Annotated in this window: 14 protein-coding genes; 3 read left to right on the forward strand and 11 right to left on the reverse strand. The window is 61.8% G+C overall.

The window, feature by feature from the left end; genetic code table 11:
* Window positions 1-55: 55 nt before the first annotated feature.
* Window positions 56-1,429, reverse strand: a complete 1,374-nt coding sequence (cysS, locus tag PVT67_RS10635) for a cysteine--tRNA ligase (protein ID WP_301493538.1) — start codon at window positions 1,427-1,429, stop codon at window positions 56-58.
* A 109-nt stretch (window positions 1,430-1,538) separates the two neighbouring features.
* Here cysS and PVT67_RS10640 point away from each other — a divergent pair, with 109 nt between their 5' ends.
* Window positions 1,539-2,030: a peptidylprolyl isomerase gene (locus PVT67_RS10640; protein ID WP_301493540.1), complete on the forward strand. Its 492-nt coding sequence runs from the start codon at window positions 1,539-1,541 to the stop codon at window positions 2,028-2,030.
* Complete coding sequence (locus tag PVT67_RS10645) at window positions 2,027-2,746, forward strand: UDP-2,3-diacylglucosamine diphosphatase (RefSeq protein ID WP_301493542.1); 720 nt, start codon at window positions 2,027-2,029, stop codon at window positions 2,744-2,746. The genes PVT67_RS10640 and PVT67_RS10645 overlap by 4 nt, the downstream gene beginning before the upstream one ends.
* A 10-nt stretch (window positions 2,747-2,756) precedes the next feature.
* Here the strand turns inward: PVT67_RS10645 and miaE are convergent, their stop codons facing one another.
* Both miaE and PVT67_RS10655 read right to left on the reverse strand, forming a co-directional pair.
* A complete protein-coding gene (gene miaE / locus PVT67_RS10650; protein ID WP_301493544.1) occupies window positions 2,757-3,539 on the reverse strand; it encodes a tRNA isopentenyl-2-thiomethyl-A-37 hydroxylase MiaE in 783 nt (260 codons plus the stop codon).
* Between the two features lie 74 nt (window positions 3,540-3,613).
* A complete protein-coding gene (locus PVT67_RS10655; protein WP_301493546.1) occupies window positions 3,614-4,747 on the reverse strand; it encodes a tetratricopeptide repeat protein in 1,134 nt (377 codons plus the stop codon).
* A 110-nt stretch (window positions 4,748-4,857) separates the two neighbouring features.
* Between PVT67_RS10655 and PVT67_RS10660 the strand changes: the two genes are divergently transcribed.
* Window positions 4,858-5,457, forward strand: coding sequence for a Yip1 family protein (locus PVT67_RS10660; protein ID WP_301493548.1), 600 nt, complete (start codon window positions 4,858-4,860; stop codon window positions 5,455-5,457).
* Between the two features lie 42 nt (window positions 5,458-5,499).
* Here PVT67_RS10660 and purF read toward each other — a convergent pair whose 3' ends face one another.
* The 8 genes from purF to PVT67_RS10700 form a co-directional block, all read right to left on the reverse strand.
* Entirely contained in the window at window positions 5,500-7,014 is a 1,515-nt protein-coding gene (purF, locus tag PVT67_RS10665) for an amidophosphoribosyltransferase (RefSeq protein ID WP_301493550.1), read from the reverse strand.
* A 24-nt stretch (window positions 7,015-7,038) separates the two neighbouring features.
* Window positions 7,039-7,527, reverse strand: a complete 489-nt coding sequence (locus PVT67_RS10670) for a CvpA family protein (protein ID WP_301493552.1) — start codon at window positions 7,525-7,527, stop codon at window positions 7,039-7,041.
* Window positions 7,528-7,595: 68 nt separating this feature from the next.
* The gene (locus PVT67_RS10675; protein WP_301493554.1) at window positions 7,596-8,207 is read right to left on the reverse strand and encodes an SPOR domain-containing protein; all 612 of its coding nucleotides are present in this window, start codon (window positions 8,205-8,207) and stop codon (window positions 7,596-7,598) included.
* Window positions 8,208-8,209: 2 nt separating this feature from the next.
* Window positions 8,210-9,430 carry a bifunctional tetrahydrofolate synthase/dihydrofolate synthase gene (gene folC / locus PVT67_RS10680; protein ID WP_301493555.1) on the reverse strand — a complete coding sequence of 407 codons (1,221 nt, stop codon included), beginning with the start codon at window positions 9,428-9,430 and terminating at the stop codon, window positions 8,210-8,212.
* Window positions 9,431-9,444: 14 nt separating this feature from the next.
* Window positions 9,445-10,314 (reverse strand): acetyl-CoA carboxylase, carboxyltransferase subunit beta, encoded by an 870-nt coding sequence (gene accD, locus PVT67_RS10685; RefSeq protein WP_301493556.1) that lies wholly within the window; start codon window positions 10,312-10,314, stop codon window positions 9,445-9,447.
* Window positions 10,315-10,423: 109 nt separating this feature from the next.
* The gene (gene truA, locus PVT67_RS10690; RefSeq protein WP_301493558.1) at window positions 10,424-11,218 is read right to left on the reverse strand and encodes a tRNA pseudouridine(38-40) synthase TruA; all 795 of its coding nucleotides are present in this window, start codon (window positions 11,216-11,218) and stop codon (window positions 10,424-10,426) included.
* A 74-nt stretch (window positions 11,219-11,292) separates the two neighbouring features.
* Complete coding sequence (locus PVT67_RS10695) at window positions 11,293-14,484, reverse strand: FimV/HubP family polar landmark protein (protein ID WP_301493560.1); 3,192 nt, start codon at window positions 14,482-14,484, stop codon at window positions 11,293-11,295.
* Between the two features lie 114 nt (window positions 14,485-14,598).
* The gene (locus tag PVT67_RS10700; protein WP_336407727.1) at window positions 14,599-15,606 is read right to left on the reverse strand and encodes an aspartate-semialdehyde dehydrogenase; all 1,008 of its coding nucleotides are present in this window, start codon (window positions 15,604-15,606) and stop codon (window positions 14,599-14,601) included.
* Between the last annotated feature and the right edge of the window lies 1 nt (window position 15,607).

Raw genomic sequence — 15,607 nt, forward strand, 5'->3', positions numbered from 1 at the left:
CCTACTGTCCAAACACCAGGCATTAAAAAACCCGGCTGATGCCGGGTTTTTCTTGTCAGGCCTTGCGCCAGGTCGTGCCCTGGGGGCCGTCTTCCAGTACCACGCCGAGGGCGGTCAGGGCGTCACGGGCGGCGTCGGCGGCGGCCCAGTCCTTATCGGCCCTGGCCTGGTTGCGCTTGGCGATCAAGGCTTCAACTTCGGCCACGTCCAGACCTTCGTCGCCGCCCTGCAGGAAGGCTTCAGGCTCTTGCTGCATGATGCCCAGCAGGCCACCCAGGTGCTTGAGGGTCGCGGCCAGGGACGCCACATCTTCCCTGCCCTCCTGCTTGGCCTTGTTGAGCTCGCGGGCGAGGTCGAAAAGCACCACCAGGGCTTCGGGGGTGTTGAAGTCGTCGTCCATGGCGTCGTCGAAACGGGCCACCCAGTCACCGGCGACATCGCCCTGCCCATCCACACCCTTGATGGCGGTGTAGAGGCGCTCCAGGGCCGCCTTGGCCTGATTGAGGTTGTCTTCGGAGTAGTTGAGCTGGCTGCGGTAATGGCTGGTCAGCAGGAAGTAGCGCACCGTCTCGGCATCGAACACCTTGAGCACATCACGGACAGTGAAGAAATTGCCGAGGGACTTGGACATCTTCTCCTTGTTGACCTGCACCATGCCGGAGTGCAGCCAGTAGCGGGCGAACTGCTCGCCGCTGGCGCAGCAGCTCTGGGCTATCTCGTTCTCGTGGTGCGGAAAGGTCAGATCCGAACCACCGCCATGGATGTCGAACACGGCCCCCAAGTGCTTGGAGGACATGGCGGAACACTCTATGTGCCAGCCGGGTCGGCCTTGGCCCCAGGGCGACGCCCAGTGGGGCTCGCCAGGCTTGGCCTGCTTCCAGAGCACGAAGTCGAGCGGATCACGCTTGGCCTCGTCCACATCCACCCGGGCACCGGCCTGGAGGGCGTCGAGATCCTGGCGAGACAGGCGCCCGTATTCGGAGAAGGACTTGACCTCGAACAACACGTCACCGTTGGCCGCCACATAGGCATGGCCGCGGTCGATCAGCTGGCCGACCATGGATACGATTTCGTCCATGTGGGTGGTGACCTTGGGCTCGATGTCCGGCGGCAGTATGTTGAGGGAGGCAAAGTCCTCGTGCATCAGCTTGGCGAAACGCTCGGTCAGGGCCTCGCAGCTCTCGCCGTTCTCGTTGGCACGCTTGATTATCTTGTCGTCCACGTCGGTGATGTTGCGCACATAGGTCACATCCAGGCCCTTGTGGCGCAGGTAGCGATTGACGACGTCGAAGGCCACGTAGGTACGGGCGTGGCCGATGTGCATCAGATCGTAGATGGTGATACCGCAGACGTAGAGGGACACCTTGCCGGGAACCAGGGGCTTGAAGGGTTCTTTTTCGCGACTCAAGGTGTTGAAGACTTTCAGCATGACAACCATTGGCAATAACGGACAATGGCGTCATTGTATTGCGAGCGGCTGGTTGCGTCACCGGCAAATTAGGTAGAATGCGCCCCGACAAGCCAAGAGGAACGAATTCATGGTCATTTTGCACACCAATTTCGGCGACATCAAAATCAAACTGGATGCCGATAAAGCCCCACAAACCGTCGCCAACTTCAAGCAGTACGTGGAAGACGGCTTCTACGACAACACCATTTTCCACCGCGTCATCGACGGTTTCATGATCCAGGGCGGCGGCTTCGAGCCCGGCATGAAGCAAAAGAGCACCCGCGCGCCCATCAAGAACGAAGCGGACAACGGCCTGACCAACAAGAAAGGCACCATCGCCATGGCCCGTACCCCGGATCCCCATTCCGCCACCGCCCAGTTCTTCATCAACGTCAAGGACAATGACTTCCTGAACTTCCAATCCGCCAGCAGCCAGGGCTACGGCTACTGCGTCTTCGGTGAAGTGGTGGAAGGCATGGACGTCATCGACAAGATCAAAGCCGTGGCTACCGGTTCCCATGGCTTCCACCAGGACGTGCCCCTGGAAGACGTCGTCATCGAGGGTGCCGAGCTGGCGTGATCCTCTTTATCGCCGATCTGCACCTTTGCCCGGAACGCCCCGACATCACGGCGGCGTTCCGGCGCTTCATGCAGGAGGAGGCCCCCAAAGCCGAGCGCCTCTACGTGCTGGGGGACCTTTTCGAGACCTGGATAGGGGACGATGACGACAGCCCCTTCAACAGGGAGATCGCCGACCTGTTCAAGGACAACGCCGCCAAGGGCGTGGCCCAGTACTTCATCCACGGCAACCGCGATTTCCTGCTGGGCAAGCGCTTTGCGGGCAGCGCGGGCCTGACGTTGCTGCCGGAAGAAGCCATCGTCGACCTCTACGGCACCCCTGCCCTCATCATGCACGGTGACAGCCTCTGCACCCAGGACGTCGCCTACCAGGCCTTTCGCAAGAAGAGTCGCTCGCGTTTCTGGCAATGGCGGATGCAACTGCTGCCGCTCTGGCTGCGCCGGCGTATCGCCCGCAACTACAGGGCCCGCAGCCAGGCCGCCAACGCCATGAAAAGCGCGTCCATCATGGACGTGACCCCGGCCGAGGTGGACAAGGTGATGGCCCGGTACCGGGTGGGGCTGCTCATCCACGGCCATACCCATAGGCCGGCCCGGCACCCACTCGAAGCCGGTGAGCGCATAGTGCTGGGAGACTGGTATGAGCAAGGCTCGGTGCTGCAAGTGACGCCGGATGGCATCAGGCTGGAAAGCCGCCCTTTTGAAAAAAGCGCCTGAGGGCGCTTTTTTATGCCGCCGTGGTGGCCGGGATACCGCTGTGAAAACGCAGTTGGCTGTCAGGGCTTTGGATAAGCTCGGCCTCCTTGGCCCGGAATAAGGCAACCCGTTCATCGATATCGGTACCTGCCACCTGGCGGGCCAGGCTGAGGTAGTCCTGGTAGTGGCGGGCTTCAGAGCGCAGCAAGGACACATAAAAGCGCCCCAGCTCCTCGTCCACCAGGGGGGCGAGGCGCGCAAAACGTTCGCAGGAGCGGGCCTCGATGAAGGCACCGACGATGAGCTTGTCCACCAGGGTCCAGGGCTCATGGTCCCGCACCTCGGCGATCAGCCCCTTGGCATAGCGGGCCGCCGTGACGGTTGCATAAGGGATCTGGCGCTCGGCCAGTATCTCCAGCACCTGCTCGAAATGGTGCAGCTCTTCCTTTATCAGCCTGATCATCTTGTCGAGGATCTCGGGGCCGTGGCTGAAGCCGTCCTTGCTTTTGAGCTCGCCAATGAGGGCGTTCTTGGCGCCGCCGAAGTCCCCTTGGGCACGACGGTAGACGAAATCCTCGTAGGGCTTGACCCAGGCCAGCAACGCCTTGCCGCTCTCACCATCCACCGCATAACGACGGATCAGCCAGATGGCGGTCTGGGCGGCCTTGAGTTCGCAGTTGCAGTGGTCGATGAGCAGCAGCGGCAGGTTGCCGGGCTCAGTCGCCTCGGCCAGCCAGGCGTCGGGAGTGGCACAGCCCAGAAAGGCCTCTATGGGTTCCAGCAAGGACTGGTAGTGAGAAAGACTGACGGCCATGGACCCTCCTTGAACAACGAGGCGGATCCTAAAGAAGTCCCTGGAACAGGACAAGGCCTGGAGGCAAACCGGGACTAGAGGTAATGGTCGCCCCAGGCCGCCATGGCCGCTGCCATCTCTGGCGTGCTTGCCAGCGCCACGGCCTTATCCAGAAACTTCCTGGCAAGAAAAGTCTGCCCCAAAGCGGCATAGGCCTTGGCCATGCCCCAAAGGGCTTCTTCATTGATGTCGTCTATCTCCAAGGCCTTTCCAAAAAGGTCTTTGGCCTTGGCAATATGGTCGTCCTGCAAGGCCTGCTCTCCCTGGTCGATATAATCAAAGGGATTTTCCGGCATCAGCTTCAAGGATTCCTGCCGCGCCTGCTTGGCCATGGCCTCCTTCCCTTCTTGATGGTAAAGCACCGACAGGTTTTGCCAGACAGAGGGCTGTTTGGCTTCCAAAACCAGGGCATGGCGATAAACGGCCTCCGCCTCAGGCAGCAGATCGGCACGGCGATAGATGACCCCCAACAGGTTCCAGCTGTCCCCTTCCAAGGGGGCCAACTCCAAGGACTTTTTCACCGCCCAGTAGCTCTCCGACAGCTTGCCGTTCACCAGCCAGGACGCGGCCAGGTTATGGTAGAAGAAGGATGCCGCCACCTCATCGCTGATGGGTTGAGCCCGCAGGCCGTAACGCTCGTAGCCTTTCTGGAAATCCACCACCCTGTAGTAACTGCTGCCCAGCACATTATCGCCAGGCTCTCCCGTCTTGACTCGCACATTGACATGCTGGGAGAGGGTGATGAGGTCGCCGCTGCGGCTCCATCTGGGGGGAATGGCCACCCGCTGCAGTTCCGCCTTGAGGCCCCAGGCCCTGGCCATGACAGTAGTGAACATGGACAAAGACAGGCAGTTGCCTCGGCGCAACGTCATCACCTCAGACACCGGCAGGGTCATCTCGGCGTGGTATCGGATAGGTGGCTGAATCGTTTTGAAAAGCAAGATCAGCAGTTCCTGCAGCCGGTCGGCCTTATTGGGCTCAGCGTGTTTGCTATCCAGCAGGGACTGCATCTGTGGCGTGATCTGGAAGAGTTCTGCCTGGCTGGGCAAAGCGGGATGGACACTGAAATGGGCATCCTGCCAATAACCCTGTGGAACAGGCGGGTGAGGTTCAGGCGGCAGACTCCGGCAGGCGGGCAATATCAGTACCAGCAATAGCCATAGACGCATGGACCCACCTTGACGAAACATTTTATTTACACTTAATTCTAATCAGGTGGGAAGAATTTGCTCATCTTGGCTTTGGGGAAAAGCGTAAACATCTATTAAAGGACAAGACCATGATCCTTAACCATATCTGGGGGCTCTATGCCCATCCTCGGGACGAATGGCACAGCATAGAGCAGCGCCATGAGAGCCTGACCTACAGCCTTACCCACATACTGCTTGTCGCCCTTATCCCATCCATCTGCGGCTTCTACTCGGCCAGCCAAATTGGCTGGCGCATCGGTGTCGGCGACCCGGTACGCCTCACCAGCGACAGCGCCCTGCTGTTGGCAGTGGCCATGTATTTCGCCCTGGTGGCAGGGGTCTTTGCCCTGGCCTACCTCGCCAAGTGGATGGCTCAGACCTTCGGCTCCAATCCTTCCTACATCCAGACCCTGGAACTGGCGGCCTATACCTCCACGCCCCTGTTCATGGTGGGCTTCGCCAGCCTTTACCCCCTGCTGTGGTTCGTGATGCTGGTGGGCCTGGCCGGGGTCGCCTACTCCGTGTACCTGCTCTATGTGGGGGTGCCCATACTGATGCACATTCCAGAGGAGCGCGGCTTCATCTACGCCAGCTCTCTGGTCACCGTAGGTCTGGTGCTGCTGGTCAGTATCCTCGCCATCACCGCCATCCTCTGGGGGTCTGGCTTCGGACCCATGTACAGCAGCTAAAAACACGACCATCAAAAAAGGCGGCCCTTGGGCCGCCTTTTTTTAAGCTTCTTCGTTATGCATCTCGAGGTTGGGGTCCTCTACGCCAGCCCTCTTGGTCTTGGCCGAATCGGAGCGGGCCTGGTCCAGGGCATCCAGGTAGGCCTGGTCCACATCGCCGGTGATGTAGTCACCGTCGAAGACGGAGGTCTCGAAGCGCTGCACGGCCGGGTTCTCTTCACGGACAGCGTCGATGAGGTCACCCAGGGACTGGAAGATGAGGCCGTCGGCACCGATCTGCTGGCAGATATCGTCCACTTCGCGGCCGTGGGCGATGAGCTCGTTGGCCGAGGGCATATCGATGCCGTAGACGTTGGGGAAGCGGATCTCGGGAGCGGCAGAGGCGAAGTAGACCTTGTTGGCGCCGGCGTCACGGGCCATCTGGATGATCTGCTCAGAGGTGGTGCCGCGAACGATGGAGTCGTCCACCAGCAGCACGTTCTTGCCTTTGAACTCGGCGTTGATGGCGTTCAGCTTGCGGCGCACCGACTTACGGCGGATGGTCTGGCCCGGCATGATGAAGGTACGGCCGATGTAGCGGTTCTTCACGAAGCCCTGGCGGTAAGGCAGTTCCAGTACGCCGGCGATCTCCAGGGCGATGTCGCAGGAGGTTTCGGGGATGGGAATGACCACGTCGATATCCAGATCGCTCCACTCCTTCTTGATCTTCTCGCCCAGTTTGCGGCCCATGTGGACACGGGCGGCATAGACAGAGATGCCATCGATGGAGGAGTCGGGACGGGCGAAGTAGACGTACTCGAAGATACAGGGGCAATGCACCGGGTTGTCGGCACACTGCTGAGTGAACAGCTGGCCGTCTTCGGTGATGTAGACCGCCTCGCCGGGGGCCACATCACGGATGAATTCGAAGCCCACCACGTCCAGGGCCACGGACTCGGAAGCCACCATGTACTCGACGCCTTCTGGCCCTTCGCGACGGCCCAGCACCAGGGGACGGATGCCGTAAGGGTCACGGAAGGCCACCAGGCCATGGCCGATGATGAGGGACATCACTGCATAGGCGCCGCGGCAGCGGCGGTGGGTCTCGGCCACTGCCTTGAAGATATCTTCCGGCTGCAGCGAAATGGCGGTGCAGGCAGTCAGGGCGTGGGCGAAGACGTTCAGCAGTATCTCGGAGTCCGAGGTAGTGTTGATATGGCGGCGCGCCTCACGGAAGAGGCTTTCCTTCAGTTCCTGGGCATTGGTCAGGTTGCCGTTGTGGGCAGCGGCGATACCGAAGGGGGAGTTCACGTAGAAAGGCTGGGCCTCGGCGCTGGATGAAGAGCCGGCGGTGGGGTAACGCACATGGCCAAGGCCGATGTTGCCGGCCAGCCGTTCCATGTGGCGGCGTTCGAAAACGTCCTTGACCAGGCCGTTGGCTTTGCGCAGACGGAAGGTGTTGTCAGAAATAGTGACAATACCGGCAGCGTCCTGTCCGCGGTGCTGGAGTACGGTCAGGCCATCATAGATGGCTTGGTTGACCGCTGACTTGCCAACGATACCGACGATACCACACATGTTTCGTTCCTCTCGGTTAAGGCCTTAGCCTTTGGGCAAAAAGCTGGAGCTGGATTGCAGGTATTCAAAAAACCACTGGATCACCACCCCAAACTGGGGGATCAGCTGGGACGACTTCCACCAATGGGCATTGGCGGCAGCCGTGAAGCTGTCCAGGGCAAAAAGCAGTGCCGACACCACCAGCACGCCACGCAGGGCGCCGAAGATCATGCCAAGCAGCCGGTCAAAGCCGGACAGGCCTGTCTTGTCCACCAATTGGCCGATGATGTAGGTCAGAAGCCCCCCCAGAACCAGGGTGGCGAGAAAAAGGGAGGCGATGGCCGCCGCGTTACGGAACAGCGGATCGCTGAGGCCGGTGAAGAGAGGCGCCAGCTTGGTGTAGAAGGCGCTGGCGAGAAAAAAGGCAGCAACCCACACCACCAGGGACATGGCTTCCCTGACAAAACCCCGCACCAGGCTGATGAGGGTGGAGAGGCCTATGATGGCCAAAATCGCTATATCGACCCAATTCATGCAGTCACGCAAACGTTTAGATTTCGACGGCGGCGTATTCTAACAGAGACTGGGCGCAAAAGGACAACTCACTGCAAGGGGTCGTACTGGAACACCCGGCCCTTGAGGCCGGTCAGCTTGTTGAGCTTGTCCAACTGGCCTTCCAGGCGGCCCTTGTCGAGCTCAGGCCCCACCAGCACCTTGGACAACCCCTTCTCCTCCACCAGGAAGGCCTTATAGCCACTGCTTCTCAGCTTCTGCACCAGGCTGTCAGCCGATTGATGGTTGCCGAAAGCCCCCATCTGCACCACCCAGGCATCCCGGCTCACCGGCTTGGGTTTGGCCGGCAAGGGTGCCGGCGCGGTCTTGGGCTTGGTTTCCACCTTGGCCTGTTCGGTGGCAGGCTGGGGCTGGGAAGCCTTGGGCTGTTCGGCGGCCGTCTGGCCGCTTGCAGCCTCTCCTGCCGGGATATTGTCGTCTGGCAGGGGCTTGGCCTGGGGAGGCTGCTCCGTGGTCGCCAGGGCGTCCTTGGGATAGGTAGCGGGGGGCGGCGTTGAGCCTAATTCCGGGCGCAGCGGTATCACCTCGAATTTCTCGGGGGTGGGGGCCGCCGGCTCCTTGAGCAGCTCCGGCACTATCAGTGCCAGCAGGGCCAACAGCACCAAGGTGCCGACTATGCGATTGGTAACAGGACTGGACACCGTCATTCCCCCTGGGGCAAAACCTGAGCCACAGTGTAAAAGGAACCGAAGACGATGACCACGTCATCGGCAGCGGCGGCCTGAACAGCGGCTTGCAGGGCCAGCTGAACGTCGTCGAAAACGGCATCACTCCCCAATGCCTTGGCCAGGCGCTGGGCCGGCGCCGCCCGCCCTACCCCAGGCAACTCGGCCGGGTACCAGTGCCCTATGGCGTTTAGCGCCGCCAGGGTCCCTTCGATATCCTTGTCGGCCAGCATGGCGCAGACCCCATGGATGGTCCGCCCCGCAAAACGCCGCTTGAGCTCGCTATTGAGGTAGCGGGCCGCATGGGGGTTGTGGGCCACGTCGATGAGGATAAGGGGACTATCCGCTATCTGCTGCAAGCGCCCTGCCAGGCGGGCCTTGGCCAGCCCTTGGGCCTTGGCCTCGTCAGGCACGGCCAGGCCCAGCGCATCTAAGGCGGCCAGGGCCGTGGCGGCATTGGGCAGGGGTAGCGAGGGCCTTGGCCAGGCTTTGCCGTTGAAGCTGAAGTCTTCGCCCTGAGCCTGGTATTGGAAATCCCGGCCCACCAGCTTGAGCTCGGCCCCGATACGCATCGCTTCGCTGAAAAAGACGGCGGTAGGCTCGGGCTCCCCGCAGATCAGAGGCTTACCGGCGCGGGCTATGCCCACCTTTTCCCTGGCCACCGACTCGCGGCTGTCTCCGAGGAAGCTCTGGTGGTCAAGGTCGATGCTGGTCACCAGGGCCACGTCGGCGTCCACTATATTGGTGGCGTCCAGGCGGCCGCCAAGCCCCACTTCCAGTATCACCACGTCTGGCCTGTGTTTGCGGCAGAGCCAGAGGGCGGCCAGGGTGCTGAACTCGAAATAGGTAAGGCTGGTCTCGCCCCGGGCTTGTTCGATGGCGGCAAAGGCGGCGCAATGGTCGGCCTCGCTGAGCAGCTTGCCGTTGATGCGCAGGCGCTCGCGATAGTCGACGAGATGGGGGGAACTGTAGACGGCGACGCTGTAGCCCGCCTCCATCAGCATGGCTTCCAACATGGCACAGGTGGAACCCTTGCCGTTGGTGCCCCCGACCAGCAGCGTCTTGGCCGGCAACGGCAGCAGGGCCGCCTGGTCGGCGACGGCTTTAACCCGCTCCAGGCCCATGTCGATGGTGCTCTGGTGCAGGTTTTCCAAATGAAAAAGCCAGTCCTTGAGGGACTGGCCTGAAAATGCGGTCATTCTATTCCTTGCCCTTAGGCAGCCGATTCGGTGCTGGGCTGCCCCATCATCTTGGCCAGCAGGCGGGCGATTGTATCACGCATCTTGCGGCGGTCGACGATCATGTCAATGGCGCCTTTTTCCACCAGGAATTCGGCGCGCTGGAAACCTTCAGGCAGATCTTCACGCACCGTCTGCTTGATGACGCGGGGACCGGCGAAACCGATCAGCGCCTTGGGCTCGGCCACGTGGATATCGCCCAGCATGGCGAAAGAAGCAGAAACGCCACCCATGGTGGGGTCGGTCAGCACGGAGATGAAGGGCAGGCCCTTGTCGGTCAGGCGAGCCAGGGCGGCAGAGGTCTTGGCCATCTGCATCAGTGACATCAGGGCTTCCTGCATGCGGGCACCACCGGAGGCACTGAAGCAGATCATGGCGCGGTTTTCACGGATGCAGGTCTCGACGGCGCGCACGAAACGGGCACCCACCACCGAGCCCATGGAGCCGCCCATGAAGTCGAATTCGAAGCTGGCCGCCACCACGGGCAGACCCTTGAGCGAGCCTTTGAGGACGATCAGGGCGTCCTTTTCACCGGTCTTTTTCTGGGCCTCGACGATCCTGTCCTTGTACTTCTTGGAGTCGCGGAACTTCAGTACGTCCTGGGGCTCCAGATCACCGGCCAGCTCTTCACGGCCGTCCTGGTCCAGGAAGGCGTCCAGACGGGCGCGGGCGTTGATGCGCATGTGGTGGTTGCACTTGGGGCAGACTTCCAGGTTGCGCTCCAGCTCGGCGCGGTACAGCACCTGATCGCAGGCGCTGCACTTGGTCCAGACCCCTTCGGGAATGTTTTTGCGGTCCTGGGAAACGGTTTTTGTTTTGTTGAGGATCTTTTCAATCCAGCTCATAAGACACCTGTAAGAGCCATTTAAAGCGGCGCCCTCTGTGGCGCCGCTGAAACCTTATAACTCATGGCATTAAAGCATAGATAAGGGAGTGGCTTACAGCAAAAACTGGTCAGCTGAGGGGGTCGGGCAGGAACAAAGGGCCGGGCTGGGGGGCCGGCAGGCCGAAGTGGTCCGGGTAGCTGACGGCCACTAGGTAGAGGCCGTTGGCAGGGGCCGTCGCCGGCGCCAGGTTACGGTCCTTGCCGGCCAGAAGCTCGGCCACCACCGACTCGGGCAACTCGCCGTCACCCACCTTGAGCAGGGTGCCGACGATGTTGCGCACCATGTGGTGCAGGAAGGCATTGGCCTGGATGTCCACCACCACATAGTGGTTGAAACGCCCCACCGACACCGCCATCACGTTGCGAAAAGGGCTGTTGGACTGGCATTGGATGGCCCGAAAGGCGCTGAAATCCTGCTCGCCAAGCAGCGCCTGGGCAGCCCTGTGCATGGCCTTCTCGTCCAGGGGCCTGTGGTAATGGGTGACCCCATGACGCATCAGCCCGGGCCTGAAAGGCTGGTTGACGATGATGTAGCGGTAGCGGCGAGCAGTGGCCGAGAAGCGGGCATGGAAGTCGTCCGCCACCGGCATGGCCCAGCGCACGGCGATATCGTCCGGCAAGTTGGAGTTGAGCCCCAGGGTCCAGGCCCCCTCCCCGCGCACGGCCTGGGTGTCGAAATGCACCACCTGGCCGGTGCCGTGGACGCCGGCATCGGTACGGCCGGCACAGAATATCTCTACCGGCTCGTTGGCCACCTTGCTGATGGCGGCTTCCAGCCGTTCCTGGACGCTGTCCACTTCCTGTTGCCTTTGCCAGCCGTAGTAGCGACTGCCGTCGTATTCAATGCCCAGGGCGATGCGCATCTGTTTTCTCGAGCCATGTCAGGGGCGGGCATTATAGCCATAAATAAAAAGCGGTGGCATGCCACCGCTTTTTCTCAGGCCTGGCCCAGCCGGCCAAGGAGTTTGATGGCTTCCGCCTTCTCCTCCTCGGTGCCCTTGCCTTGCACCTCATCCAGCAGCTCACGCGCCGAATCCAGGTCGTCTATCTCCAGGTAGGCTCGGGCGAGATCCAGCTTGGAGGCCATCATCCCTTCTATCTCCTCATCGCCTTTGGAGACCAGCTTTTCATAGCCCTGCATGTCCAGATCCAGGGACCAGTCGCCGTAGGGATCTTCCTCACTGAGGTCGCCGTCTGCGTCCTTCATCAGCTCGTCGATGTCGATGAAGCCGTCCTTGCCCTCGGCCTTATCTGCCTCGGTCGGCGTCCAGTCCAGGCCCTCACCGTGGAATTCAGCGCTCTGTTGTTCCTCAAGCGCCGCATCGAGCTCAGGGGTTTCCCAGTGCAGGGTGCGTTCGGCATCCCACTTATGGGCTTCGGGCTGGGCAGGCTTTTCCAGCTCGGCCAGCAGATCGTCGTCACCGGCCATCAGCGCCAGGTTCTCGTCCATCAGTTCGAGGGTTTCGTCGTCATGACCGTCGAGGCCCGGCAGCTCTTCGTCCTCGGCCTTGCCGAGATCCAAGAGGCTGTCTTCACCGCCGAGGTCGAGCAAGGCGTCATCCTGGCCAAGGCCCAGCAGCGCGTCCTCTTCAAGGCCGCCAGCGGAAAGCAGCTCGTCGTCAGCTCCCTCGGCCAGCAGGCTCTCCACTTCGTCCAAGGCTGGCAGCGGCTCTTCTTCGCCGCCAAGGGACAGCAGATCCTCGTCGGCGCCTTCGGCCAACAGGCTCTCGACTTCGTTCAGGGCCGGCAGTTGCTCTTCTTCAGCGCCCAGGGACAGCAAGTCCTCATCTTCGCCTTCGGCCAGCAGGGCCTCGACTTCGTCCAGGGCCGGCAGTTGTTCGTCTTCCGCGCCAAGGGTCAGCGAGTCCTCGTCCGCGCCTCCGGCCAGCAGTGACTCGACTTCGTCCAGGGCCGGCAGTGGTTCTTCTTCGCCGCCCGGGGACAGCAAGTCTTCATCGGCGCCTTCGGCCAGCAGGGCCTCGGCTTCATCGAGGGCCGGCAGCTGGTCTTCTTCAGTGCCAAGGGACAGCAGATCCTCGTCCGCGCCTTCGGCCAACAGGGCCTCGGCTTCGTCCAGGGCCGGCAGTTGATCTTCTTCAGCGCCAAGGGACAGCAGATCCTCATCGGCGCCTTCGGCCAGCAGGTTCTCGGCTTCCTCAAAGGCAGGCAGCATGTCGCTGTCATCGGATTGGGCAAGGAAATCCTCTTCTTCGCCGCCCAGGGCCAGCAGATCCCCGGCCTCGTCCAGTCCGGTCAGGTTGCCGTCTTCGCTGTCCAGCGCCGCCGTGTCTTCCAGTGCCGCTGGATCGTTCAGGGCGGCCAGTTCGTTACCGCCCTCTTCCTCTGGCTCATCGAGGCGGATCTCGGCCCCTTCTTCGAAGCCACCGCCCAGCAGGGCCGCCGCTTCGTCCAGGGAACTGTCCAAGGCCTCGTCTTCGGCAGGCATCAGCAACTCGTCGGTGGCCTCAGCTTGGGCGCCTTCCTGCTCGGCCAGCATGGCCTCGGCTTCGTCCAGACGCTGCTGGGTGGTTTGTTGCTCCTGGGCCAACCAGTCGTCCAGGTCACCTTCGTCGTCCAGGCGAATGGCAAAATCGTCTTCCTCGGCGCTCTCGGCTTCCTGAGGCTCTTCATCCTCGCTGGGCAGTGCCGCCAGCATGTCGTCCAGCGAGCTGTCGCTCAGGGGATCATCCTGGATCTCCGGCTCTTCCTCACTGGCAAGGGCCGCGGCAGAAGCCACAGCCCCCGCAACGGCGGCGGCAGCCAGGGCCTCTTCACCCTCGGCCTTGTCCTTGGGCTGTTCGGCGTCTTTGTTCACCATGCGACTGGCCAGGCTGCGCTCCGGCTGGGCAGGTTCAGGCTCGCGGTTACGCCACCAACGCAGCAGCAGGAACAACAACAAGAGGCCGGGCACGGCGATCAGCGCCGCCAGGCCCCAGGTGGAATTGAGCAGCATGTCCTGCCAGCCGCCCTTGCCTTCTTCCTTGGGTTCGGCCAGTTGGGCATTCTGCTTGGCGATAACCTGGCGCAGCTCTTCCTGCAATTTGACCTCGTCGGCCAACTGCTGCTTGAGGCTGGTCAGCTCCTCGCTGACCTGGCCTATCTTGGTCTTGAGCTGCTGGTTTTCTGCCAGCACCTGTTCGAGGTTGTCGGTGCTGGAAGACAGCTCCTTGCGCAGGTTGTCCATCTCCTCGGCATGGCGCTGGGCCTGCTCGTTGAGTTTCTGCTGCAGCAGGGACTCGTCCACCTTAGGGCCGTTGCTGGCCGCCTTGACCACGGCAGGAGTGCCCTGGGCTTGCGCTTTGGCCGGAGCCGGGGCTTCCGCCTGAGGCTCGGCCTTGGTGACTATGGGCTTGGTATCCAGGTGGCTGGGTTGGCTGGCAGCGGTGCCTTTCACAAAGCGGCGACGAGCCTCATCGGCGTCCACCTGCTGCACTTCCAGAAGGGTCGGCACCTTGAGGATGGAGCCCTTGACCATACGGTTGATATCGCCGTTCAGGAAAGCATCGGGGTTCTTGCGCTGGATGGCGATCATGGTCTGGTAGACGGAAACGCTGTCATCCGGGCGCAGGTTGTTGGCCACACTCCAGAGGGTGTCGCTGGGGGAAATGGGGCCGTAGATGTCGCTACCCTTGGCCGTCTTGCCGGTCAGGGTGCTGGCATTGGCCGGGGGGCTGTTGACGGTGACAGTGGGACTCTGTTTGGCCGCCGGCTTGGAGCTGGCCTCCTGGGGCAACACAGGTACGCTGCTGCCGCTCTTGTCGTCCAGCAGCAGGTCGTAGTCGTTGCTGACCCTGCCATTGGGCAGACCTGCTATTTCCACCTGCAAAGACACGAAAGGCGCCGAGACCTTGTCGTTGGAGGACAGCACCAGGTAGCGCCGGCCCTTTTCGAAGACGATGTCGTCGACCTTGACGGCCAGGTGCTGGCCCTTGGGCTCGAAGGCCTGGCGCGCCGACAGGTCGATACGGACCTTGGCCGGATCCAGGGCCTCAGGCCCCACCAGCTCCAGCTTGGCCGAGAAAGGTTGGTTGAGGGTGGAGCTGACTTTCAGTTCACCCAATTCAAGTGCAAGCGCCTGGCCGCTGATGCCTGCGGCCATGACCAAGGCAGCGATCCGAGAAAATTTCATGCCGATCCCCGAGGCTCCTGTGAGCCTTTCATTTTAATTGTTAACTGAAGCTATCATAAACAACGCTATTCACCCTCGCCAATAACAAAAAGCCGCCCTGCTGGGCGGCTTTGCCTATCTGTAGTTGGCGAGCCAGTACTCGGCTATCTGCACACTGTTGGTCGCCGCCCCTTTTCGGACGTTATCCGCCACCACCCAGAGGTTGAGGCCGTGGGGGTGGGTGAAGTCGGCCCGCACCCGGCTGACGAAGACGGTGTCCTTGCCGGAGGCATGGGTGACCTGGGTCGGATAGTCTTCATCGTCCACCAGCTCGACCCCCGGAGCATTGGCCAGCAGCGCCTTGACCTCGTCCACGTCCACCGGTTGCAGCGCCTCCAGGTGTACCGCCTCGGCATGGCCATAGAAGACCGGCACCCGTACGCAGGTGGCGTTCACGGCGACACCCTCGTCCCCCAGGATCTTCTGGGTTTCCCAGTGCATCTTCATCTCTTCCTTGGTGAAACCGTTGTCCTGGAAGACATCGATCTGCGGCAGGCAGTTGAAGGCGATCTGCTTGGGGAACTTGCTGGGTTCTGCCGGACGGCCGCTCAGCACGTCGGCGCTCTGCTTGGCCAGCTCTGCCATGGCGCTGTGGCCAGCGCCCGAGGTGGCCTGGTAGGTGGCCACGTTGATACGGCTGATGCCATAGCGGTCATGGATGGGCTTGAGGGCCACCAGCATCTGGATGGTGGAACAGTTGGGGTTGGCGATGATGTTGCGGTTGCGGTAGTCGGCGATGGCTTGTGGGTTCACCTCCGGCACCACCAGCGGGATCTCCGGCTGATAACGGAACTCGGAGGTGTTGTCGATGACCAGCACACCGGCATCGGCGGCGATGGGCGCCCAGTGGCGGGAGACGCTGCCACCGGCGGAAAAGAAGGCCAGCTCCACCTGGGACCAGTCGAAATGCTCCACGTCTTCGATGATGAGGGTCTTGCCCTTGAACTGACGGGTCTGGCCGGCGGAGCGGCTGGAGGCCAACAGGTGGAGCTCGCCGACCGGGAAATCCCGCTCTTCCAACAGCTCCAGCAGAGTATCACCAACGGCGCCGGAGGCGCCCAGGATAGCCACGTTGATCGTCATC

The sequence above is a fragment of the Gallaecimonas kandeliae genome (assembly GCF_030450055.1).
GTDB lineage: Bacteria > Pseudomonadota > Gammaproteobacteria > Enterobacterales > Gallaecimonadaceae > Gallaecimonas > Gallaecimonas kandeliae.